The sequence below is a fragment of the Paenibacillus sp. B46(2026) genome (assembly GCF_056786355.1).
In genome coordinates, this window is record NZ_CM165907.1 from 3,179,228 (window position 1) to 3,204,363 (window position 25,136).

The 25,136-nt window shown below is 44.3% G+C and carries 20 protein-coding genes; 15 read left to right on the top strand and 5 right to left on the bottom strand.

Going from position 1 to position 25,136, the window contains the following annotated elements; genetic code table 11:
* Window positions 1–328 precede the first annotated feature (328 nt).
* The 6 genes from AC1S8V_RS14455 to AC1S8V_RS14480 all read left to right on the top strand — a co-directional run bounded on the left by AC1S8V_RS14455 (window position 329) and on the right by AC1S8V_RS14480 (window position 7,905).
* Window positions 329–1,777, top strand: coding sequence for an amino acid ABC transporter substrate-binding protein/permease (locus tag AC1S8V_RS14455; RefSeq protein WP_482074183.1), 1,449 nt, complete (start codon window positions 329–331; stop codon window positions 1,775–1,777).
* On the top strand, window positions 1,770–2,498 hold the full coding sequence (locus AC1S8V_RS14460; protein WP_482074184.1) for an amino acid ABC transporter ATP-binding protein: 729 nt from the start codon (window positions 1,770–1,772) through the stop codon (window positions 2,496–2,498). The genes AC1S8V_RS14455 and AC1S8V_RS14460 overlap by 8 nt, the downstream gene beginning before the upstream one ends.
* Window positions 2,499–2,805: 307 nt before the next feature.
* Entirely contained in the window at window positions 2,806–4,404 is a 1,599-nt protein-coding gene (locus tag AC1S8V_RS14465) for a spore germination protein (protein WP_482074185.1), read from the top strand.
* 19 nt (window positions 4,405–4,423) lie between these two features.
* Window positions 4,424–5,635 carry a Ger(x)C family spore germination protein gene (locus AC1S8V_RS14470; RefSeq protein ID WP_482074186.1) on the top strand — a complete coding sequence of 404 codons (1,212 nt, stop codon included), beginning with the start codon at window positions 4,424–4,426 and terminating at the stop codon, window positions 5,633–5,635.
* A gap of 18 nt (window positions 5,636–5,653) precedes the next feature.
* Window positions 5,654–6,754, top strand: coding sequence for a GerAB/ArcD/ProY family transporter (locus AC1S8V_RS14475; RefSeq protein ID WP_482074187.1), 1,101 nt, complete (start codon window positions 5,654–5,656; stop codon window positions 6,752–6,754).
* A 53-nt stretch (window positions 6,755–6,807) separates the two neighbouring features.
* Window positions 6,808–7,905 (top strand): GerAB/ArcD/ProY family transporter, encoded by a 1,098-nt coding sequence (locus AC1S8V_RS14480; RefSeq protein WP_482074188.1) that lies wholly within the window; start codon window positions 6,808–6,810, stop codon window positions 7,903–7,905.
* A 13-nt stretch (window positions 7,906–7,918) separates the two neighbouring features.
* Here the strand turns inward: AC1S8V_RS14480 and AC1S8V_RS14485 are convergent, their stop codons facing one another.
* The 4 genes from AC1S8V_RS14485 to AC1S8V_RS14500 all read right to left on the bottom strand — a co-directional run bounded on the left by AC1S8V_RS14485 (window position 7,919) and on the right by AC1S8V_RS14500 (window position 11,872).
* Entirely contained in the window at window positions 7,919–8,152 is a 234-nt protein-coding gene (locus AC1S8V_RS14485) for a YczF family membrane protein (RefSeq protein ID WP_482074189.1), read from the bottom strand.
* Window positions 8,153–8,962: 810 nt separating this feature from the next.
* Entirely contained in the window at window positions 8,963–10,243 is a 1,281-nt protein-coding gene (locus AC1S8V_RS14490; protein ID WP_482074190.1) for a glycoside hydrolase family 27 protein, read from the bottom strand.
* Between the two features lie 108 nt (window positions 10,244–10,351).
* Window positions 10,352–11,233 carry a helix-turn-helix domain-containing protein gene (locus tag AC1S8V_RS14495; protein WP_482074191.1) on the bottom strand — a complete coding sequence of 294 codons (882 nt, stop codon included), beginning with the start codon at window positions 11,231–11,233 and terminating at the stop codon, window positions 10,352–10,354.
* Between the two features lie 27 nt (window positions 11,234–11,260).
* Window positions 11,261–11,872, bottom strand: coding sequence for a TetR/AcrR family transcriptional regulator (locus AC1S8V_RS14500; RefSeq protein WP_482074192.1), 612 nt, complete (start codon window positions 11,870–11,872; stop codon window positions 11,261–11,263).
* 138 nt (window positions 11,873–12,010) lie between these two features.
* On the opposite strand from AC1S8V_RS14500, the gene AC1S8V_RS14505 reads away from it, so the two are divergent.
* The 4 genes from AC1S8V_RS14505 (at window position 12,011) to AC1S8V_RS14520 (ending at window position 15,653) form a co-directional block, all read left to right on the top strand.
* Window positions 12,011–12,763: an alpha/beta fold hydrolase gene (locus AC1S8V_RS14505; RefSeq protein WP_482074193.1), complete on the top strand. Its 753-nt coding sequence runs from the start codon at window positions 12,011–12,013 to the stop codon at window positions 12,761–12,763.
* Window positions 12,764–12,960: 197 nt separating this feature from the next.
* Window positions 12,961–13,407, top strand: coding sequence for a ribonuclease domain-containing protein (locus AC1S8V_RS14510; protein WP_482074194.1), 447 nt, complete (start codon window positions 12,961–12,963; stop codon window positions 13,405–13,407).
* A gap of 1 nt (window position 13,408) precedes the next feature.
* Window positions 13,409–13,684 carry a barstar family protein gene (locus tag AC1S8V_RS14515; RefSeq protein ID WP_482074195.1) on the top strand — a complete coding sequence of 92 codons (276 nt, stop codon included), beginning with the start codon at window positions 13,409–13,411 and terminating at the stop codon, window positions 13,682–13,684.
* Between the two features lie 274 nt (window positions 13,685–13,958).
* Window positions 13,959–15,653 (top strand): ABC transporter substrate-binding protein, encoded by a 1,695-nt coding sequence (locus AC1S8V_RS14520; protein ID WP_482074196.1) that lies wholly within the window; start codon window positions 13,959–13,961, stop codon window positions 15,651–15,653.
* 121 nt (window positions 15,654–15,774) lie between these two features.
* Here the strand turns inward: AC1S8V_RS14520 and AC1S8V_RS14525 are convergent, their stop codons facing one another.
* A complete protein-coding gene (locus AC1S8V_RS14525) occupies window positions 15,775–16,641 on the bottom strand; it encodes a helix-turn-helix domain-containing protein (RefSeq protein WP_482074197.1) in 867 nt (288 codons plus the stop codon).
* A 162-nt stretch (window positions 16,642–16,803) separates the two neighbouring features.
* Here AC1S8V_RS14525 and AC1S8V_RS14530 point away from each other — a divergent pair, with 162 nt between their 5' ends.
* From AC1S8V_RS14530 to AC1S8V_RS14550, 5 genes are all read left to right on the top strand, one after another.
* Window positions 16,804–18,333 carry a glycoside hydrolase family 43 protein gene (locus tag AC1S8V_RS14530; protein ID WP_482074198.1) on the top strand — a complete coding sequence of 510 codons (1,530 nt, stop codon included), beginning with the start codon at window positions 16,804–16,806 and terminating at the stop codon, window positions 18,331–18,333.
* Window positions 18,334–18,340: 7 nt separating this feature from the next.
* Window positions 18,341–19,900: a glycoside hydrolase family 43 protein gene (locus AC1S8V_RS14535; protein ID WP_482074199.1), complete on the top strand. Its 1,560-nt coding sequence runs from the start codon at window positions 18,341–18,343 to the stop codon at window positions 19,898–19,900.
* A gap of 115 nt (window positions 19,901–20,015) precedes the next feature.
* Complete coding sequence (locus AC1S8V_RS14540) at window positions 20,016–21,695, top strand: extracellular solute-binding protein (RefSeq protein ID WP_482074200.1); 1,680 nt, start codon at window positions 20,016–20,018, stop codon at window positions 21,693–21,695.
* 57 nt (window positions 21,696–21,752) lie between these two features.
* Window positions 21,753–23,519: a sensor histidine kinase gene (locus AC1S8V_RS14545; RefSeq protein ID WP_482074482.1), complete on the top strand. Its 1,767-nt coding sequence runs from the start codon at window positions 21,753–21,755 to the stop codon at window positions 23,517–23,519.
* Window positions 23,504–25,126, top strand: coding sequence for a helix-turn-helix domain-containing protein (locus tag AC1S8V_RS14550; protein WP_482074201.1), 1,623 nt, complete (start codon window positions 23,504–23,506; stop codon window positions 25,124–25,126). The genes AC1S8V_RS14545 and AC1S8V_RS14550 overlap by 16 nt, the downstream gene beginning before the upstream one ends.
* Window positions 25,127–25,136: the final 10 nt, after the last annotated feature.

Below are 25,136 nucleotides of genomic sequence, written 5' to 3' on the forward strand. Positions count from 1 at the left end.
ACATCAAAAAGTCGCGGAAAACGCGGCTTTTTTTGATTTCTTAAATTTTAGAAGAAAGGTTTTAAAGTAAATGTACCTTTTTTCTGATTTGCGATGAAATATTGGGTTTCGTAAAGCTCACTTTAAGGGTAAGTATAAGAGGGCATTTACTGGTTGGGAAAAATTTTGTGGAGGAAAATGTTGCAAGTGGAAAGGCAGAGCATTGATTGTTAATATACAGTAAATAATAACAATCAAATGTGCAAAAGATCGACTAAAAGCATGGCAGTAATACCGTTACCAAAGAAAATAATGATGATTCGGACAACACCGAGACAGGGGAGGACACATGAAAACAACGAAGCTCTCATTTTTTATACTTTCACTGATGCTGCTCCTGGTGAGCGGTCTATCAGGATGGACGGGAGATGCCTCAGCAACATCCAATTCCGGTAAAACGTATGTTATCGGAACGGATATCACATTCGCTCCATTTGAATATCAAGATGAGAATGGTGATTATGTAGGTATTGATATGGATCTACTGGATGCCATCGCCAAAGACCAAAATTTCAAGTATCAAATCAAAGCTCTGGGATTTAACGCAGCTGTGCAGGCACTTGAGGCCAATCAGGTCGATGGTGTGATCGCAGGAATGAGTATTACGGATGAAAGAAAAGCAAAATTTGATTTTTCCGATACTTATTTTGAATCAGGTGTCGTGATGGGGGTCAGTGCCAACAATGACACAATCAAGAGTTATGAGGACCTTCGTGGACAAAAGGTAGCCGTGAAAACCGGAACAGAAGGGTATAGTTTTGCAGAGTCTGTCGCTTCAGAGTATGGATTTACAATCGTTCCGTTTGATGATTCTTCTCAAATGTATGACGATGTAAAAACCGGGAATTCCGTAGCCTGTTTTGAAGATTATCCTGTACTGGCTTATGGGGTTAATCAGAATAACGGTTTGAAAATTGTCACTGACAAAGAAGATGGTTCTCCTTATGGATTTGCGGTAAGTAAGGGAAAGAATCAGGAACTTCTGGAGATGTTCAATGCTGGCCTTGCGAATATCAAAGCTAACGGTGAGTATAAGCGCATTACCGAGACATATCTAGGTGAGAACGCTCCGACTGTTGCTAATCAGGGTCGATGGGAGTTAATCCAGAAATCTCTTCCTGCCCTGTTTAAAGGGTTGGGAAATACGCTTTTATACACGATAGTGTCCCTGTTCTTCGCGTTTATCATCGGTCTGATTTTCGGATTTATGAAGGTAGGACAGAACAAATTCCTTCGTGGTGTTGCCACCGTATTTGTGGATATCTTCCGCGGCATTCCGTTGATTGTCCTGGCATTCTTTATTTATTTCGGGATACCACAGGCGATGGGCTTCACGATGCCATTGTTCCTGGCAGCAATACTCACACTTAGTTTGAACGCAGGAGCATATGTCACTGAGATTATTCGTGGTGGGATTCAATCGATTGATCGTGGTCAGATGGAAGCTGCCCGTTCATTGGGACTTCCTTATCGCAAAGCGATGATAAAGATTGTCATTCCGCAGGCAGTGCGGGTTATGATTCCTTCCTTTATTAACCAGATGGTTATCACGTTGAAGGATACGTCAATCTTATCCGTCATTGGTCTCGTAGAGTTGACACAATCGGGTAAAATTGTTATTGCAAGAACGTTCTCCTCTTTTGACATTTGGTTAACGGTTGCTGTTATGTACCTGATTGTCATCATCACATTGACCAAAATTGCTGATTATCTGGAGGTGAAGGTTCGTCGTGGCTAAAATAAAAGTTGAAGGTTTGAAGAAAAGTTTCGGCCCGAATCAGGTCCTTAAGGGAATTGATGTGGCGGTCAACGAAGGAGAAGTCGTTTGTGTCATCGGACCTTCCGGTTCAGGGAAAAGTACTTTCTTGCGCTGCATCAACCAATTAGATGCCATTACGGCAGGCCGGGTTATCGTGGATGATCAGGATCTGAATGACCCTAAAACCAACCTGAACAAAGCTCGCGAAAATATTGGAATGGTATTTCAACATTTTAACTTGTTCCCTCATTTTAGTGTACTTAAAAACATCATGTTTGCGCCCAGAGAACTCGGTATATTAAATGCACAGCAGGCGCGTGATACAGCACTTCAATTACTTGAGCGTGTGGGCTTGTCTGATAAAGCAGATAGCTTCCCAACACAACTGTCAGGTGGACAAAAGCAACGTGTAGCTATCGCTCGTGCGCTTGCCATGAACCCGGATGTGATGTTATTTGATGAACCGACCTCGGCGCTTGACCCTGAGATGGTAGGAGAAGTCCTTGGGGTTATGAAAGATCTTGCGAGCGAGGGCATGACGATGATTATTGTTACTCATGAGATGGGTTTTGCACGTGAAGTGGCTGATCGTGTGATCTTCATGGACGGTGGTTATATTGTCGAGCAGGGGACTCCCGCAGAGATATTTGGCAATCCGAAGAATGAACGGACGATCAGTTTCTTGGAAAAGGTACTCTAGAACAGAATCAAAGAATCTTTTGTTTTCATTCATAGAACAGGGTTAACTACGTATACAGGTATAACATTGAAAGTCGCTATCCTAAGCGGCTTTTTTTTGATTTATGGTAATACGTGATTTGTGGAATAAGGCAGGCATGGTCTCAGGCGTGCACGGCAAGATGCTGGATGTAAAGTGCAATTTCCACTGGAATCCGATCTCTCTCTATCCGGATTATCTTCCATGAGTCGACATTTCTTTTTGTATAATATTCTAAAAATATCGAATAATGATAAATAATACAACTTTAATTAAAAGGAGTATCTTCATGTCATCAAAATGGTTCTTTCAGTCTAAAAAGGAACATAAGAAAAAAGAAATCGTCCATGAGATGGGGTTTCAGGAGGGGAACCATCAGCTTCAGCAAGACTTGGATCAAATGTTACAACAGATCAAAAAAGAACTTGGAAATAGTCCAGATTTAATTGTCCGTACGTTTCAAATAACAAGTAGTTTACAAAACAAGGTTGCGGCCGTCTACATGGAAGGGTTGTCCGACAAGGAGAAAATCAATGATTTTGTAGCACGTTCTTTATTGATCGATTCCGTTGATGACACATTGCTGCATTCGAATAATTCACAGAATCTCTTTGACTTAATCATGACTCGGGCATTGACCGTTGGCGATGTGAAAGTCCAAAGTGACTGGAATAGCATGATGTATGCCATTTTATCGGGAGACATCATCATTTTATTTCATGGTCTCAACAGTTGCATCATCGGAAATCTTCGTGGCGGCGAGCAAAGAAGCATATTGCCACCCGAAACTGAAATAAATATTCGGGGTCCAAAAGATAGCTTTACTGAATCGATTGGAACCAATATTTCTCTAATCCGTCGGAGAATGAAGAGCCCAAATCTTTGGTTAGAATCAATGCATATCGGTAATATTTCACAGACCGAAGTTGCCATCATGTACCTTAACGGGATTGCAGAAGATCAGCTTGTGGAAGAAATCAGACGACGCTTAAAAGACATCAGAATCGATGCCATCCTGGAATCGGGATACATCGAAGAGTTGGTTCAGGATCAAACGTACACACCCTTTCCGACTGTTTTTAATTCGGAGCGGCCAGATGTGGTGGCCGGGAGTTTACTTGAGGGGCGGATTGCGGTGTTGGTTGACGGGACTCCAAACGCCTTGATTTTACCAACTACCTTTTCGCAATTTTTTAAATCAGCGGAGGATTACTACCAAAGGTTCGATTTGGCTATATTTATGAGAATGATTCGCTATTTAAGTTTTTTTATTGTGATATTGGTGCCATCCATATATATTGCGGTGACTGCATATCATCACGAAATGATTCCGACTCCTCTGGTGATTAACTTATTGGCCCAGCGCGAAGGCGTTCCGTTTCCTGTATTGATCGAAGCATTACTGATGGAGCTTGCATTTGAAATTATGCGGGAGGCTGGCATTCGCATGCCTCGGGCCGTAGGACAAGCGGTTTCCATCGTAGGGGCCGTAGTATTGGGACAAGCAGCGGTCCAAGCAGGTGTAGTGACTGCAATGATGGTGATCATCGTTTCCTTAACAGGTATTGCCAGTTTTGTCATGCCGGGTTATACCCTCACTACCGCAGCCAGATTGATTCGGTTTCCTATGATACTTGCAGCGTCCATCTTGGGTTTTTACGGGATTATCATAGCCATGATTATGCTCGTGGCTCACATGGCCAGTTTACGATCTTTTGGAATTCCGTATCTTTCACCATTTGCACCGTTTGGTCTAAGTCGCCAAAAGGATACGATTTGGCGCTCGCCTTTTAAATCGGCGATTACGCGTCCTCGTTTAATGGACTCTAAACAGTCTTCTTTATTAAAGGATGAGATCCTTTTATCTGATCAAAACGATAAAACATGAGAGGATGGGATGAAACGTCATGATAACTAGAACGTGGGTCCTTTCTCTAATGATTCTTTGCATGTTTTTTCTGGCAGGTTGCTGGAATTACCGGGAGCTAAACGACTTGGCGTTACCCTTGGCTATGGGAGTCGATAAAGTACCGGATAAAAACGAATACCGCTTCTCGTTTCAGATTGTAAACGCCAGAGAAATCGCGGGACAACAAGCTGGTGGAAATGTACCGGTTGTTGTATACTCCGGCACAGGAAAGAACTTACTGGAAGCAATCAGAAGAGCATCAAAAAAAGTGCCTCGAAGGATCAATGTTCAACATGTGAGGGATTTGATCATAGGTGAAGAATTGGCAAGAGAAGGAATGAATGAAGTATTTGATCTGATGGAACGGGATCCTGAACCACGCTTAACGACGAGAGTTTTTATCGCAAGAGACTCAGACGCTGAAACGATCTTGAAAACGCTCACTCCACTTGAAAATATTCCAGCCAATGCGATCCTTGGGAAACTAAAAACAACAGGAAAAGTATTGGCAGAGAATTACGAAGTAGAGATCAATGATGTCATTCGCGGGCTACTAACCAAAGGAGGAGGGCCGGTAATCAGTGGAATAAAACTCAACGGAGAGACTCAACTCGGACATGACAAATCGATGTTGGAGCGGTCCGATGTTCCTGTTGAATTGGTTGTCAGCGGCATGGCCCTTTTTAAAGAGGGCAAACTTGTGGGGTGGCTAAAAAACGGTGAAGCCCGAGGGGTCTCGTGGATTAACAATAAAGTGAAGAATACGATTGTTAACCTCGACTGCAAAGAGAAAAAAGAGGCCATTGCGATTGAAATCACTAGCTCCAAAACCAAAATCAAAGCAGTAGTTAAGGGGGAACAACCACTAATATACGTAAATATTCGTGAAACAGGTGCTGTGGGGGAAGTTATGTGTGCGATTGATCCATCAAAATCAGAAGAGCTCAGGAAACTGGAACAGCAGTGGAATGAAAAGGTGAAGGATGAAGTGGTAAGGGCAATCAGGAAGGCACAAGATCTGAAGACAGATGTTCTGGGTTTTGGGGAAGCGGTTGAAAGGGCGAACCCGAAGGCGTGGAAGAAGATGGAGAAGGAATGGAGCAAAATTTTCACGACATGCGAAGTAGAGGTGAAAGTCGAATCGCAGATACGGCGTTCAGGGGAGATAACCAAGCCTTATTTATTCGACCTAAAGAAGGATGAGAAGTAAAGTGGTGGTGGATAGAGCATGGAAAAAGCGAGAATCAGTCCAGGACAATTGTTTACGTTGATCCTATTGTTTGACATGGGAACCGCGATCATACGCGTTCTGGCCACAAAAGCGGAAAATGATGCCTGGCTTGCCATTCTGCTTGGTTCGTTAGGGGGGATGGTTATATTTTTTGTATACACCTCACTTTATCGTTTATATCCCAGGCTTCCACTCACCGGTTACATTCGAGTGATTTTGGGAAAATGGCTCGGCTGGCCCGTGGGTTTATTATACATTCTTTTTTTTATCCATGGAGCAGCAAGAGATCTGCGTGAAGGGGGAGACTTGCTTATAAGTTCAGTGTTGGACCAAACTCCGGTTTTAGTAGTCAATGTTGTGATGATCATGTCGATTGGGTACGTCCTGAACAAAGGAATTGAAGTGTTAGCAAGAACAGCCCAAATATTTTTGGTCATTTTGGCGATATTGGCGCTGGTAAGTAACTTCCTCATGTTTTTTTCCGGAATAATTGAGATTGACCGACTGCTTCCGGTTTTGGGGAATGGGTGGGGTCCCGTTTTAAAAATGACTTCTAAACAAACGATTGAGTTCCCGTATGAGGAATTGATTTGTTTCACCATGCTTCTGCCTTACCTGAATCAATCAAATATGGGGATTCGGGCAGGGTTCGGGGCGGTGTTGATTAGCGGACTTATTCTCAGCTACTCTAGTGCAACGAATATCGCTGTACTCGGGACTGATATTGCCGGACGAACCACCTTCCCTCTGTTACATACGGTCAGCTTGATCAATATCGGTGAGTTTATTCAGAGAATGGATGTATTTGTTGTTCTGACGTTAATTATCGGGGATTTTTTTAAAGTCGCTATCTTTTTTTATGCTGGAGTGATGGCGGCTTCAGATATGTTTCAAATTCGGGACTATCGAAAGCTCGTTCACCCGATCGGGATCATTATTTTATTGATATCCATGATGCTTTCCGGCAACTTTGCGGAGCAAATCGAAGAAGGAGACATTTTATTAGTTACCGTATTTTTGATGTTTGGAGTGGGCATACCGATTATCTTATTGGTGGCAGCAAAGGTGCGTAGAAAATTCGAATCTGATCGTAAATAATTAATACGTTTTAAAAGGGAAGTAATACAAAGTGGAAACGGAGGTGGATCAGATTGGGAAAACTGCGAATTAGTCCAGGACAATTGTTCTCGTTAATTATATTGTTTGACATGGGGACTGCGCTGGTGGTCAGTTTGGGAATAAATTCGGAAAAAGACGCTTGGTTGTCCATACTGTTGGGGACTGGCGGAGGAGTACTCCTTTTTTTGGTATACACCGCCCTTTTTCGTCTTTATCCAAAGCTTCCACTTACCGGTTACATGAGAGCGATTTTGGGCAAATGGATCGGCTTGACATTAGGGCTGCTTTATATTCTCTTCTTTCTCTATGGAGCGTCAAGGGATGTACGGGATGGCGCAGATTTGCTAGTCAGTTCAGTGTTAGATCAAACTCCGATCATTGTGATCAGTGCTGTTATGATCATGTCAGTCGCATATGTCTTGAATAAAGGGATTGAAGTGTTGGCAAGAACGGCCCAAATATTTTTGGTTATTTTGGGGATAGTCGGACTACTGAGCAACGTACTCTTGCTTTTTTCCGATGCAATTGAGATGAATCGACTTTTTCCAGTATTGGGCGATGGCTGGGGCCCCGTGATTAAAACGATATTGAAACAAACAATAGAATTCCCTCACAGTGAAGTGATTTGTTTCACTATGATATTGCCTTATTTGAATCAATCGAGAAAGGGGGTTCGAGCAGGCTTCACCGCTGTATTGATTAGTGGATTCATTCTCGCCTATTCCAGTGCGCTGAATATCGCCGTGCTCGGGACTGATCTCGTCGGACGTGCCACTTTCCCTATGTTGAATATGATAAGTTTGATCAATATCGGTGAGTTCATTCAGAGACTGGACGTTTTTGTAGTTTTGACATTGATTATCGGAGTTTTTTTTAAAGTTGCTATCTTTTTTTATGCTGGAGTGATGGCAGCTGCAGATGTGTTTCAGATCCGAGACCATCGAAAGCTCATTCTGCCCATGGGTCTTCTCATTTTACTTATTTCAATGATGATCACCAGCAGTTTTGCCGAACATATTGAGGAGGGGAATGTAGCCTTGCAGACGGTTTTTGTTTTGTTTGGAGTGATTATCCCATTCGTTTTATTGATGGTTGGTGGATTACGGAGACGTTTCAAATCTGGTCGGTGATGCACTGTTTGAGTTACCTTTTCTCCATGAAATGAAGAACGATCGGTTTTGTTATTACATAAAGCAAAACGAGGGAAATGATGGTCAACTCCTGGGGCGTCATGAATGTGAAAGGAGAAATGATATTTGTAAGGGAAACAGGGAAAGGCAATCCAATTAGCAGATCCATAATTAGAACAAAGCAAACACTAAGTACAAAGAGCACAAGAGAAAGAATGAATTCTCGCAAGATGATCCAAGCCTCCAATTACCGATTCAATTTGCTTTTCAGGGTACATTGATTATTATGATAACTATGCCCAGATTTCATTCATTGCTGAGTATCACTAACATAAGATTACGGAGGTACTTTAAAGCAAAAAGTTATCTTGAGGGATTTTATGGAAACTCTAGGTGCTTCCGGCCAGGATGAGTTAGAAGCAGGTCAATAATTCAGTAATGCCGACTTCTGACAATCAAAACTGTATGAAGTTTGTTAAGAACAAACGTGCTTGATCGTAAGAAAGCATAATAGGGACTGTCCCATAAGTCATAAAAATGGCTAGGGATAGCCCCGTTCTCCATATTGTAAAACAAAAAGAAACTGATATGCTCTTCATACAGCAACAGATTTTTATTATTTCATCTGTCTACTATATGGGGAGCATATCATTGTAGGCATAATGCAATTTTCTATAAACGCTTGTTTCCTTCATCAATCTATCTATAGTCCGCTTAATTATTCAAAATAGGTATATCCCTGAGAAAATTCTTCAAGTTAATCGAATCCCACGGCAAATACTCGGTTATACCAGCTACTACAGTCGGCATATCTATTGAAACCACTGAATATACCTGTGGCCCAAGGATCATGAAGTGTTAATTGAGGTCCATGCCACTTCGGTAAACTCCTGGGATTGGGATCTCCTTCGCGGGAAACCATTCGTTACCCGCATCGGCGCGGTCCTGCAGCCTCGTTATCGAATTCTTGGGGCTGAGGTGACTGGCGTTGACAGTGCTGAGAAGCTGGATATGTTACTAGCTGTGGGAGCTGACCATGTGTTGGATTATTGTAAGCTTAGGAAAACCGATAGAGGCGTACACCGTGCGTCGGCACAGTAGTATGTAAAGAGTTCTCTGTGAACTCGGCTGCTTCTCCGCTCCATAATTCGGCACCTTCGGTAATACCCGAGAGGTTGATTTCCTCTATATTGAGATCCACGGGCAGAGGTTTCTCGCCTGTATTGAATACAGCGACGTAGGACGAGCCATCACCATGTTGAGCTGTCCATACGATAAGTTCTTCATGACGCAAGGCTTCTCTGGCTCCATAACTCTCGCGATGCATTCGAAGAACCTCACGGTTGGTTAACAGGGACAGTGTCCAATCATCGTTATCTCGAAGTTCACCACCGAAGATAAGCGGGGAACGGAAGATGCTCCACAGCGACATCATCGTCAACTGCTCGTCAGGTGTGAACCGAGTCCAGCGATCTGCACCACCACCGTCTACAGAACGGATACCGATATGACCCAAAGGCAACATATCACAGTCTGGCCAGCAGCCTGCTTGGGGAACGCCCTGCCACGCCCGGCAGCGGTCGAACATATCCAATAACAGCGGCCAAAGGTCCCAGAAATCGTCCGTGACACGCCACATGTTGGCATGATCAGCCAAGAATTCTGAGTATTCCACCGGGGCAGGGCCAGGAGAGAGACTCAGTACCATGGGCCGACCGGAGCGCTCAATTGCTTTGGATATCATTTCGATCTCGGGCTGATGGGTATCATAGAGTCTGGAGGCGGCAATATCGTCCACCTTCACCAAGTCAACGCCCCATTGTGCATACAGTTCAAAAAGCGAATCGTAATAGGCCTGTGCTCCTTCTTTCGAGCTATCGACACCGTACATATCTGTGTTCCACGGACAGATGGAGTTCGGATGAGCAATATCGCGCGCAGTGGCGGTTGTGCCCAGGATCGGAGTCCCGGCATGTGCAGCTTGACGTGGAATACCGCGCATGATGTGAATGCCAAATTGCAGCCCAAGACTATGAACGTAGTCGGCTAATGGCTTAAATCCCTGTCCATTCGCAGCGGAGGGGAAGCGGTTCTCCGCAGGCATAAGCCGTGAATATTCATCCATAATTAGCGGAACGAACGGACGGTATTGAGAAGAATTGGCATAAGGCTCATACCATTGAATATCGACCGTAATGTAGCTCCAGCCAAAGTCTTTAAGATGTTCTGCCATGTACTCGGCGTTACCACGAATTTCATCTTCTGTAACAGCCGCGCCATAGCAATCCCAGCTATTCCAGCCAAGCGGTGGAGTTGATGCTGCAAGCGTATGATTCATGGGAATACTCCTCTACTGATTAATTATTGCTCTCGCTAAATTCATCATAATAAAGGATTTTATTAATATCTACAGTAATCTTACATGTGGAATAGCATAATATTGCGGTTAGTCGAAGAACAATTTACGATACACAAGGCTTTCGCCACCACTACGGAATTCACCTGGTGTAAAGCCAGTTATGCTACGAAAGGCTTTGATAAAATAACTTCCACTGGAATAGCCGACTTGTTCGGCAATGACTTCAATACTAAGAGCAGTTCCGCGCAGCAATTCCATCGCTTTCTCAGTGCGCACGCGGGTCAGATAAGCGCCCGGGGTCAGACCTGTACTGGAAGAGAAGCGACGTATGAAATGATATTTGGAAAGGCACACATGTTCTGCAAGATGATCCATACTGATCATCTTAGAGTAGTTGTTTTCTATGTATTCAACGGCCCGTTGTATGTTACCCGACCAGTTTTCTCTGTTGCTCAGCGTTGTTTTCTGTAATCTAACCAGTTCTGTCATGAACTGATATACGCTTGATGATGCAATTAGAGGATCCGTGATTCTGCCTGTCGCCGCATCGGTCACGATCATTCGCAACAACCGGATTGGTGTACAGTCAGCGGGGAGATAGGGTGTTTCTCCGACTTCACGAAGGAATTTTCGCCAATGGGGCAGAACAAGCGTGGGCCGGAACAACAGGAAGAGAAAGTCCCAAGGTTCTTTCGATTCTGAATGGTAGTAATAGCGATGTGGACCTGGGATCTCGGCCAAAAAAGCTTGTCCTGCAGTGACATGGTGGATGCAATTATTTGACTCAAATACACCTTTACCCGAGATTGTATACTGGAATAACAGGAGAGGCCCATCCGTACGTTCGAGTCCATCCCAGAGATAAGAAGGGTCCGTTATAGAATCAGATCCGGCCGCAAATAGTGAACATAGTTGGAGCTCCTTGTCTTCAGCGAACCGAAAACCATAGGTTCCTCTGGGAATATTCATATCCATTCTCCTTGTTGCCCTGAATTTTTACTGCGCTCCACGAAGGAAGAGATCCACTAGTTTTTTTCCTAATGAAAGATTGGAACCATATTTGTGCAGGTTATCTTCCCGATTTCCCATGAGCATCATGGTGGAGAAGGTCTCTGCCAAGAAAAACGGATTATCCGTCTGCAGTCTATTTTGATCCATTGCCCGCTGGAAATGGGTGGCTAACACTTCGTGAATACCATGCTCCGCTGCACGTATGTCCTGAATCTGAGTGTGGTCAAGAAAAGGCTCAGCCTCTCTGAGCATAGTTTCAATCTCTGCATGTGGATTGCCCAGTCTGGCCTCTGCCAAACGCACAAGCCCCGACTCCAGATTCTCGGCTTGATCAAGCATATGCGAGGTTAACCGGCTCACATTCTGTAGCATCGTTGTAAAGGCAACCTTAAAAAGCTCTGGTTTGCTGGTAAAATGATAATAGATGGTCGGTTTTGATACGCTACAACTTTTTCCAATTTGCTGAAGTGTGACCGTTTCGTAGCCGTACTCCATGAATAGCTTTGAAGCCGTTTGAATAATGGTTTGCTGAATAGAGATATCGTCGTCAGCATGTTTCGGTCTCCCAGGTAAACGTTTCGTTGATTTTTCTGTCATTGGACTTCCCTCCATGAGTATTTTATGACAAATAACGATCGTAAGCAAAATCATCTTGTAATTATACTTACCGGTAAGTATAATTTGTTGAGAGTTGAAAACACATAACATTATCTTCATGACAAGGTGGTTTTAGAGTTGAAAACAGCACAACGTACAAACCAATGGAAAAAGATTATCATGTGGACCATTTTGTCCATCATTATCATCGTGGCCGGAGTTTTCGTATATCTTCAATCGGTCACGTATAGTCCGTCTGAGCGAGCGGAAGCAGCATTTACAAGTGATGGTCAGGTTAATGTCACCGAGATTAAGGACGGTTACCGTTTTGAACCCGTGGGTACAGAGGTAACAAAGCCGAATATTATTTTCTATCCCGGCGGCCTAGTCGAACCTGAAAGCTATTCTCCACTTGCCAGAGAACTGGCAGAACAGGGTCACCGCGTATACATCGCGGATATGCCGTTAAACTTGGCCATTTTCGGTCAAAACAAGGCTGATTCCTTTATCGAGGAACATCCTAACGAAGCGTTTGTTATTGGAGGCCATTCACTAGGAGGATCATTTGCATCACGATATGCTGCTGAGCACACGGAGAAGTTGAAAGGCGTCTTTTTCTTGGCATCCTATGCCGATGAAGGCGGTAGCTTGAAGAATACGAATTTGTCTACCTTACAGATTACAGGCTCGGATGACGGAGTGCTTAACAGGGAAGACTGGGAGAACGCCAAAGCAAATCTTCCGGAAGACACGACATATGTGAGTATTGAGGGTGGGAATCACGGTCAATTTGGCTCATACGGCATGCAAAAAGGAGATAATCAGCCTGAAGTTACGGAAGAAAAACAGTTGGAAGAAGTTGTCGTAGCACTGAAGAATTGGATGGATTAATTAAATTAATATATTGAATGGATATTATCATGGTACGATTAAAGTCGCTAGTTTAGCGGCTTTTTTATGTTGAAGGATAAGAACTTGTCAACAGAATTGATTTAATGATCACAAGTCGTTAACATTAGAGTCATTGTTCATGGTTAGAGGTGTCAACAATACGAATAGCAGCAAGAACATCAAAAGGAGAAAAGATTATGTTTTTCAGAAAAAAGGCTTACACGTTATTGATCATCATTGCCGCATTAATGTTCTCGGGTTGTACTTCACAGTCTTTGTTTGATACCGGCTCTCCTCAAGTTTCGGAGGAAATGGGATTTGATGAGGTTGCCAATTATATCTCGGAGCACAATGAACTCCCGCCAAATTACATGACCAAGAAAGAGGCCAGAGAATTGGGCTGGGAACCAAGTGAAGGGAATCTGCATGAAGTGGCTCCTGGCAAAAGCATCGGTGGCGATGTATTCAGAAACCGGGAAGGGTTATTACCTAACAAAAAAGGTCGGATCTGGTACGAAGCTGATATACATTATTCAGGAGGACGGCGCGGAAGCGACCGAATTCTATATTCAAATGACGGTCTAATCTACCAGACGACAGATCATTACAAGTCATTTGAACAGATCAAACAAACGGAGGAATGATATGAGCATCATTCAGATTGACGGAAACCACACTCACAGCAAGGAAGAGTTACATCAAGTGCTTCAGAAACAGCTTGAGTTAGACGAGAGCTATGGAGCCAATTTGGACGCATTATGGGATGTCTTGACTGGGGCTGTAAGCATGCCGCTTACTGTTCAATGGCTTGGATTCGAGAAAAGCAAAGAAATTCTTGGAGATTACGCTGACCAAGTCATCGAATTGATGCGGGATGTAGAAGGTGAGATCCAAGGATTTACGTTGGAATTATATTATTGAAATGTAATATTGGCGTTATGAGGCGATGGGCAACCATCGCTTTTTTGGTCTCCACAGTTGACTGGGGATCATGTCTAGATCATGCTATTTTCATGGCTTAATAATCAAGGTTCGGGTTAATAGACTTCCTTATACTTTAACCATGGAATAGGGTAGGCAGGATTTTAATCGTTTATTAACACTTGATTATGTAAGCGTATACTATTCCGAAACGAGTTATCGTAATGTCTGGATTGTTTATCACGACTAACACCATCTAGGGGGCAGAGAAATAATGAGAGCCGTTTCAAAAGTGCTAGGAGCATGCCTGGTAACAAGTGTTGTGCTGGTTTCCGCCGGTTGCGGAAATGCTGCAGAGAATGCCGAGTCGAATAGCAGTGATCCGAACAGTCCAATTACATTTAGCTTCTTTGGAGCAGATGCAAGTCCCAACTGGAACAAAATGCAGGATGCTGTAGGGAAGAAAATTACGGAAGAAACCGGTGTGAGGATTGATGCAGAGTTCGATATTTCGAGCGGAGGCGGAAACGACCGCATTTCGCTAATGGCTGCCAGCGGCGATTATCCGGATCTGATTTTCCCCAAAGGCAATCTGACCCGACTCGTAGATGCCGGTGCGATGGTAGATTTGACGGATCTGATCGAAGAACACGCGCCCAATTTGAAAAAGATTTACGGAGAGCATTTTAATCGGTTGAAATACAGCAATGATGATCCTTCAATATATTGGATTCCGACGAACGGTGCGATCGATCAGGTCAGCTTTGACGCCACGAACGGTGCAGCCATTCAACATCGTGTAGTCAAGGAACTCGGGTATCCTGAGATCAAAACCTTAAACGATTTCGAAAATGTGCTACGTGACTTTTACGAGAAACATCCGACAACAGACGATGGGCAGCCAACGATTCCACTAACGCTTAGTGCGGATGGCTGGAGACGCATGATTACGGTGACTGACCCCGCTGCCATGTCAACGGGTGGCCCGGGAGATGGCGAGTATTTCATCGATCCTGACACATATGAAGCCGTTCTGCATTACAAACGCCCAGAGGAAAAGGAATATTTCCGCTGGTTGAACAAGATGTACAATGAAGGCTTGCTGGACAAAGACAGTTTTGTTCAAAAAGATGATCAGTATAAGTCCAAAATCGCCAGCGGACGCGTGCTTTCGTTGCTTGATCCGAACTGGGGATTCAGTGATGCGGAAAATGCTCTGAAAAGTGCAGGGAAAGATGACATGACCTACGGATTCTATCCGGTAACACTAGACGATAGTTTCCAGCGCAAAGACTTTCAGAATATCGGCTTTGACGGTTATGGCATTGGGATAACGGTCGATTGTGAAGATCCTGTTCGAGCCATTAAATTTTTGGACTGGATGTCTTCTGAAGAAGGACAAGTATTGAGAAACTGGGGCGTTGAAGGGGAACACTACAACGTGGAAGACGGTGTTCGCACCATTCCGGCAGATGTGCAGGAACGTAAAAACAAAGACAATAACACGTTTACCAAAGAAACTGGTGTAGGCTTGTACTACATTTTTGGTGCCCACTACGGAGATGGTGTTAAAGATTCAACGGACAACTATTACACGACGAATTATCCTGAACAGATTCAGCAAAGTTATTCCGATGAGGAAAAAGAAGCGCTGAAAGGGTATGGCATCACAACCTGGAAGGATTTGTTCCCTTCTGAAGAAGAGTTCCCGGTGAAAGAGTGGGGCGCGGCTTACAACATGCCGATTCCATCCGATAGCGGGGATTATAATGTGGTGTATCAGAAAACGCAGGATATTATTCAGAAACGGATCGCCGAAGCGATTACATCCTCTCCAAGTGCCTTTGAAGGTATATATGACAATATGATTGCAGAATTGGACGATGCGGGTGCGGTAGCTATGGAACAACAGTATACGGAATGGATTAAGGATCGGGTTCGATTGTGGACGGGTAAAGAGATCAATTAACTAGCGGTTAGGATCGCAATAACGGATTGTTTACAGCTCCGAAGCATAGGAAGAAAAAACATCGAGCCATCCTGCATGGCTTGATGTTTTTTGGCTTTTTCAATACATTAGCCTGTTATTATCATGGTAACGGTTCAATGGCGTCACGTCGTTGTTTGCTATATTTGCCTGGAGAGATGCCGACCATTTTGGTAAAACTCCGAATAAAGTTAGCATAGTCACTAAAGCCCGACTGAAAGCAAGCATCCGTAATACTCATTCCTTCAGACAGGTGGAATTTGGCCCGTTCAATCCGACGACCCAATATGTAGGACCTGATCGTCAATCCGGTATGCTTTTTAAACTGGCGACTGATATAAGTACTGTTCATATAGAATGCTTCAGCAAGTTTGCGAAGCGTAATATCTTCATTCAGATGTGTCTCAATATAATCCATAGTCTCACGTACCAGATCAGGCATAATGTCATGAGGAACAAAGGAATTGTTGTGAAAACAGACGTTAATCATGACCAGCAATTGGGCTATCACTGCATTCATTTTGATATCCGCGCCATAAGCATCGGAAGCAAGTAATCCTTCCAGTTCGTTCGTACATTGCAACATCTGCTTTAGACTACCATCGTCGAGGTGAACGATGTTGCCTGTTCCTTTTGAACGATGATCAAAACAAGACGACAGGTTGGTTGATGTTGTAGACAACTGATGGAGGTACGTTTTTTTAAGATTAATTGTAATTCGCTCATATTCAGATTCATCCAAAATAAAGGCTCGGTGCATCTCCGCAGGTGATATCACAAGTAAATCCCCCGGCTGCACATGGTAACATCGATTTTCTACATAAAAGTGAACATTGCCACGAAGAAACAGATAGATCTCGTATGCATTATGGCGATGATAGATCGTTTCCAGCTTATACGTCGTTATTCGATGCAGGTACAAAAGTTCTGGCTGGATGGGATCATAAAAATACTCAGAGGACCCACTCATGAAGCACCTCCCGTCATTTCACGCAATAAATAGAGCGGATTACGCAATGAAATTGTACTCAGCTTACCTTAAAATGTAATCATCCTATCATGGTATCCTTTGTATTGCAAACGCTTTCGTGTAAAAAGAAAACTAATAACGATTATAGGGGGAATTCTTTCGATGAATCATCATTCTACATCACATGCTGGTGAGCAAAATTCAGTCCAGTCTGCCAAACTGGAGAATCTTACAGAAGAGATTGGGAAGCTTCGTCCCAACGGAAATCCTCTGATAGCACACAAGTTTGGAGCCGATCCCTGTGCTTTGGTATTTAACAATCGAGTCTACATATATATGACTAGTGATAAGCTCGAATATGATAAGGACGGTATTCCTCAGAAAAACAGCTATAGTTCAATCAACCGGATCACAGTGATCTCTTCAGATGACTTGATTAATTGGACCGATCATGGTGAGATCAGAGTTGCTGGACCTCAGGGGGCAGCGAAATGGGCTTCGCAATCCTGGGCTCCGGCAGCTGCTCATCGAATAATAGAAGGCGAAGATTGCTTCTTTCTATATTTCGCTAACAATGCCAGTGGAATCGGTGTATTATCAGCACCAACGCCTGTAGGTCCATGGATAGATCCAATAGGAAAAGCACTTGTTACAAGAGAGACTCCTGGAGTAGAAGAAGTCACTTGGCTATTCGATCCTGCTGTGTTCGTAGATGACGATCATCAAGGCTATCTCTATTTTGGAGGCGGTATACCCGAAGGGAAAGCCGAGAGACCGGATACGGCAAGGGTTATGCGATTGGGAGACGATATGATCAGCGTCGTTGGCAAAGCGAAGGTCATCCCGGCGCCGTATATGTTTGAGGATTCCGGAATACATAAATATAATAACATGTACTACTATACGTATTGCTCCAATTTTGACGAGGGTGATCGGCCAGAGGGCGATCCACCACCCGGAGAAATTGCATATATGACCAGCGTTCAGCCAATGGGTCCATGGGCATATCAGGGAACGTTGCTTCAGAATCCTGGACACTTTTTTAATATTGGAGGTAATAACCATCATGCTATATTCCAACTGGCCGATCAGTGTTACATTGCCTATCATGCTCAGACGTTATGCCAGGCCATGAATATTCCTGAAGGTTACCGCTCAACGCATCTGAATCGAATCGAACATGATGAGGCAACTGGTAAGATCAAGAAGGTACAAGCAGATTATCAAGGCGTAGATCAAATCAAGTACTTCGATCCCTATCAACGGGTAAGCGGTTCGACGATTGGATGGAGTAGTGGCGTCTCAACAGAACAATTTCACGACGCTGTTGAGATGTCTGCTGAGGTATCTGCATCAGATGCGAATGTGATTTCCGCTAAACTGCAGAACGACAGTTGGATTGCAATATCGAACGTCGATTTTGATAGTGAAGGACCTGCAATCTTCAAAGCTATCCTTTCGAATCAAGGCACAGAAGGTACGTTGGAACTTCGGCTTGATCGTGCAGACGGACCGTTAATTGGAGAAATGATTGTTTCTTCCACAACAGGATCATTTCACTGGATGGAACGAACAACCGAAATTACGGGTGCGCAAGGTGTTCATAACTTGTATATTATGCTTAAAGGCTCAACAGACAGCTCAACCATCCTTTTAAGAGAATGGCAGTTTAACAGAAAAGATGAGGTGTAAATGAAGCATGCATCCAAATCCAATTATTTGGGCCGACTACCCGGATCTTGACGTTATTCGTGTAGAGGACACGTATTATATGGTCAGCACAACCATGCATATGATGCCAGGATGTGTCATTTTGCGTTCATATGACCTGATCCAGTGGGAAGTAGCTACCTATGTGTACGACACATTGGACGATACTCCAGCCCAACGGCTAGTGGATGGTCAGCACATATATAGCAAGGGCATGTGGGCCGCCTCTCTTCGTTATCACCAAGGGGTGTTCTATGTAATCTTTGTCGCGAATGATACCCATAAAACATACTTGTACACGTCCACATCCATCTCAGGAGTGTGGAAGAAGCAGCTAGTGGAAGGGTTTTACCATGATTGCTCCTTATTTTTCGACGATGATGAACGGGTATATCTCGTGCACGGTAATGCCGAGATCTATCTGACCGAATTAAGCTCTGACCTGTCCGGTCCCAAACCTGGTGGAGTACATCGTTTGATTGTAAAAGACCAGCAGCCTTACCACCTTGGTTATGAAGGAGCACATTTCTACAAGATCAACGGGAAATATATCGTTTTCCTGATTCACATCACGAAAGCTTCCGGACGCAGAACACAGGCGTATTATATGGCTGACTCTCTGGAAGGTATCTTCGCTGGTGGAGAAGTATTCAATGACGATATGGGTTATTTCAATTCAGGCGTTGCTCAGGGCGGCATTGTGGATACGCCAGATGGTGACTGGTACGCGATGCTGTTTCAGGATCATGGGGCCGTTGGCCGTATTCCTGTACTGGTTCCGCTGCATTTTGATCAAGATATCCCGGTGTTTGCAAACAAAGCTCCGAAACAGATTAACATCCCGAGTACTAGACCAGAGTACCGTTATAATCCATTGGTAGGGAGCGACCGTTTCGATTATGAAGTCGAAGAAGATGGACGAATACGCCTCCGTGATTTCTGGCAATGGAATCATACACCTCATAATGAACTCTGGTCCGTTACAGAAAAACCGGGGGTTTATCGTGTTCGAACTGGACAGATCAGTCCAAATCTGACGTTTGCCGTAAACACACTAACCCAGCGTTCAATGGGGCCTGCTTGTGAAGCGACGGTCACACTCGATGGCAGTTTCCTAAAAGATGGAGATTATGCAGGATTGTGCTTTCTAATCGGTTCGTATGGCATGATCGCTCTTACGAGAGAGGAAGGCACTTTTTTCCTGGTCATGCATGCCAGAGATAGTGAGGATCCAACGATATTGGGCAACCTGATCGATCAGCAACCAGCGACTGAACATGCACGTATTCCAGTATCCGATCCAGTCGTTAGGCTGAAAGCATTCGGAAATTTTGAAAACAATATAGATGAGTGCTCTTTTGCCTATTTCGATGGGATGAAGTGGAGAGATATAGGGATTCACCATAAAATGATATACAAACTGGATCATTTTATGGGTTGCCGGGTTGGTTTATTTGTATATTCGACCCAAATGGTTGGAGGAACAGCTGACTTTTCCAGTTTTGACTATCACGTAATCAATCCTGATGAGATCAAGGAAAATCCATAAAGGCCGCCCAACGGCGGCTTTTCGTATTCAATGGGTACAAGTTGTTGTACAATGATATGGATTCAAGCTGACAGAGAGAAGAGAGTTGTTCACACCGAATTGGGGGCATGTCATCATGTATAAGAGATGGTTGGACATATCAAGATGGACGTTCATTCTGTTCCTTGCCGTGTGCATACCAGCAGGCCACACCGAAGGGAATTCTGAACAACATCGTTCGCAACTGGATGGGCAGCAGATTCAACCTCCCTCTACGTTTGGGAGATACTCTCCGCCCATAGAGGTCTCTTTTGTCAGGGAAACCGGAGATGACCTTGAGCGAATGATTGGTCAGTTGCCAGGTGAGACAATACTGGATAATCGCTGGACTCGTTTGTACGAGACCGAGCTGGGTATTCATATTCACTATGACTGGATTGCGAACGGAGATGTGTACAGTCAGAAGCTGGGTGTATCCCTTGCTGCAGGACGTTTCCCGGACGTGGTCAAAGTGAATCCATACCAACTTAGACAACTGAGCAATGCTGGAATGATTGAAGATTTAACGGATGTATACCAAGAGCATGCTTCTCCACTTACGAAGAGAATATTGGAGGCGGAGGGAAGAGGCGCATTCGACGCAGCGACCATTGACGGCAAACTTATGGCGATTCCCGAATCATCTTCCTCCATTGAGACAGCGCAGTACCTGTGGATTAGAACCGATTGGCTGGAGCATCTGGGGCTGCAATCACCCAAAACGCTGGAAGACGTTCTGCAAATATCGAAAGCGTTTACAGAAAGGGATCCTGATGGGAACGGAGAACAGGATACATACGGACTGGCGCTTACAAACCATCTATGGGATCCCGTCATGGGAGCTGCAGGCTTGATGTCCGGATACGGTGCATTCCCCAATATATGGGTCAAAGATGCAGAAGGCAATCTTACTTATGGAGGGATACAACCTGAAGTTCGCGAGGCTCTGCAAGTACTGCAAACCATGTATCTTGACGGGCAATTGGATCCGGATTTTGGTTACAAAAGTGGGAGTAAGGCGTTTCGTCTGGTTAAGGATGGAAAAATAGGAATGCTCTACGGCGAGCAGTGGACATCCTTTATGCTTCCGACCACCCGGGATATAGATACAGATATAGAATGGCAGGCATATCCTATTGTTGCGAAGTCAGGCAGGGATCTATTTGTACCTCTCCGTTCTAACACAGGGCAATACTTTGCTGTAAAAAAAGGGTTCTCTAATCCGGAGGTTGTCGTGAAGCTCATGAATCTGCATCTGGAAACCAACTGGGGGGATCAGGCACAGTACGAGACATATTACAATGATGATTCCAGAGCGGTGTGGATGCTTTCACCCGTTACCCCTTTTCCCGGCAACAAAAATATAGATGCCTACAAACAAATTCGTGATGCCAGGAGTTCAGGAGATTACTCGGCTCTGCAGAATGAAGCCCTTGCGATTCACAAACGAATTGTCGCCTATGAAACGGAAGGTGTAAAGAGTGGCTGGGGTTGGAAACAAACCTACGGACCTTCGGGTGCTTTTAGCATTGCAGATTCATACGAGAAGAACGGTCAACTTCTCTATGACCAGTTCACGGGCGGAATTACGGACACCATGGTGGACCGGCAGATTATTCTTCGGGATCTCCAGCTTGAAGCCTATATGAACATTATTCTGGGTAGGCCAATAGATGAGTTTGATCGATTTGTGGAGAACTGGCGCAAGCTGGGCGGAGATCAGATCACATCGGAAGTTAACGCGTGGTTCCGAACCAACAAGCCAAAGGAGCGATAATGTTCACACTCACTACTGTACTCATACAAGGAACTAATCCAGCCTTTGGCATTGGAGGTGGAAGCATTGATCAAGATTCCCGCTAAATCATGGTTTAACAGTATATTTGTGCGATTGATATTCACCTATCTGGTCTTCGTGCTTCCCCTTATTCTTCTTGGCGTGTATCTCTATCATTGGAGTTATGACAATGCAAGCCAGGAAATATCCTTGTCAACGGAGAGACGTTTGAACCAATATGTAGTGGAACTGAATAGGGAAATGGAATGGATGGAGCTACAGCAGTTTGATATCGTCGAGGATCGTAAACTGAATCGTTTGGCGATTCTATGGAACATGATGGATCAGGTCGAGCGACGTGATACGTTGAATTATCTGACTGAACGGCTCGCGTCATTTAAGAACAGCACGGCTTACATCAAAAACGTCCATGTACATATCCCTACCGTCGGCAAAAGTATTTCCGCGACCCAAGGTATCGATGATTTCGATGAGAGTTCATATGCATACTTTAGTTCAGGCATGCAAGGAAAAGGTACACATTTTACTGTGAAAGAGAACACCATGAACATGAGTGCCGTCCGGCTGACAGGTACGAGAGGGGAAGCGCCACTATTTGTCATTCAAGTGGAGCTGGATACAGAGCATTTTCAAAATGAACTCACTCGGCTTAATCTGTACCCGGAGAGTTCCACTTTTCTGATTGAGGACCAAACGGGTTATGCCATCACAGATAAGCAACAAAGCAGTATTATTCTCGCGAATTACCGTGAGCACCGTGCACAAGGTACACTTGATGGTTTTCGGATGAAGGTGGGGGGCACGTTGTATCACGTTAGTCAATTACATATGGACTCGCTGGGATTGTCCGTAGCTACATATTTGCCCGAGGAAATTGTAACCAGACCACTTAGCAAGTTCTATCACTGGGCTTGGCTGTTTGCAATTACTTCATTTGTCGCCATCACGGCCTATCTTTATTCAAGCTACAAGCTGATTCACATTCCATTACTATTGTTAGTGAAAAGATTCAAAAAAATGGAGGGCGGCGTGCTTGATGTTCCCATCGCGCACAATCGAAAGGATGAGTTTGGCTTCCTGTACACCCGTTTCAATCAAATGATTGAAAATCTTCAATCCCTGATTGACCGAGATTTCAAAAAAACAATGATGATGCAGCGAGCCGAATTGAAACAGCTCCAATCTCAAATCAACCCTCATTTTCTGTACAATAGCTTCTTTATTCTGAATTCGCTCGCAAGAACAGGGGAGACAGAACGTATTGAACAATTCACTAATATGCTTGGTGAATATTTCAGGTTCATTACCCGAAATGAAACAGATCACGTCAAGTTAAAAGAGGAAGTTGAGCATTCACGAATCTATACGGAGATCCAACAGTTGCGATTCTCCAGACGAATCAAAGTCGATTTCGGGCCACTTCCAGTTCAAATGGAACATATGGAGGTGCCCAGACTCATCATTCAACCGATTATTGAGAATGCCTATGAGCACAGTCTTGAAAAGAATACGTCTTCTGGCCTTCTAATTATCAGGTTTCATATGGAAGCTCCATATGCAGAGATTACAGTCGAGGACAATGGAAATGATTTGGAAGAAAGCCACATCCATGTTCTTCAGCAACGTTTACACATGGACGGAGGCACGGATGAAATGACTGGATTGATGAACATTCACCGACGTCTGGTTCTGACATATGGAGAAGGAAGCGGGCTTTTCCTATCCAGAAGTGAACTGCAAGGATTGAAAGTCACAATTCGAATCCAGTGGAAGGAAGGGGAAAGCGAATGTATCGACTTTTAATTGTGGATGACGAGGAGATCATTACGGACAGTCTCTATGAAACGTTCGCCAGGCATATGCCTGACCGGCTTGACGTATGCAAGGCTTATTCCGCGACAGAAGCTTTGTCCTGGATGCAACGATCAAGAATAGACATCGTTCTAACGGATATTCGTATGCCGGGTATGAGTGGTCTGGAGCTGACAGAGCGGATTCAGAGCAGTTGGCCGAATTGTCGCACCATTTTTTTGACAGGACATAGTGATTTTGATTATGCCTACCGGGCTTTTCAAATGCGCAATGTGCGTTACCTGCTCAAAACGGAAGGTTATGACAAGGTGATGGCAGTTGTCGAAGATGTGATGGAAGAGATCCGGCAGAGTCACAGCATGCTTGAATTATTGGAACGATCGCGTGAATTCAACTCTCAACTTGCAGTGATTCAGCAAGAATCGTATTTGCGGAAATTACTTCAGGATTGTACAGCAATCATATCTGGTCCCGTCGAAATGCAAGATATATTGTGCAAACGAGAGATAGACTTGCGGTTCGACACACCCGTTTATCTCGTATTGGGTCGGTTCAATAATTCGTCAGGAGCAGGTTCGGAGCCCACACAAGCCCAGGAATCTGTACGTATTATCGGCTCATCTTTGATGCATGAGCGAATGGTGTACGCTAGTGTAACAGATCATTACGGTGATGTGGTCTGGCTGCTTCAGCCGAAGCAGGAGGAGATGGGGAACGACAAGGTCGTACGATTTCTTGAGGGTACGTTGGAACTTGTGCAGGAAGCTTGTATGGTTTCACTTGACGTATCTATCGCGTTTACATTAAGTGGGCTAAGCTGTCATTGGTCCGAGATAACAAAACAATATGAACGGTTGAGATTGCTCCAATGGATGAAAGTCGGAGATGGGGTATCCATGGTACTCACGGATCATAAGGATGATCTTTCGGCGGGAGTGCCCAAAGAATCCATGCGAATCTCAAGTCGGATCGAGATCATGTCAGGTTACCTGGAGACAGGCCGAATTCAGCCATTCTACGACATATTCGAGGAGCTTGCAGGTGAACTATTGCAACAGGATATAACGATGGAACGCGCAATGGAGACATACTACAACCTTGCATTGTTACTGCATTCGACCATTAATCGTTGGAGCCTTCAACAGAAAATCCCGGAACATCGAAGCTTGCTTCATTTGGGGGAGTATACCTGTATGAAGGATGCCGTACAATTTCTATACCGTGCTGCTGATGAGTTAGTCCGATTCAAGCGATCAAATGAACAAGAACGCGCTAACGTTGTCATTCACTCTTTATGCAATTACGTCAAGGATAACCTTGAGAAAGATCTATCATTGGTGAGATTGGCTGAACTTCATCATTTTAATCCGTCTTATCTTTCGCGATTCTTCAAACAGGAAATGGGCATAAACTTGTCTGAGTTCATTGACGACTGCCGGATCAGGAGAGCCAAAGAATTGCTTCAGAATACAGATCTCATGGTGCGCGAGATTGCACTTCAAGTGGGGTATGAGGCAGCGCATTCGTTTACCCGACTTTTTAAGAAAATAACGGGAATGACTCCCCAAGAATACCGGGAATCCCTTTTGGTACGTTAATGGTGAATCC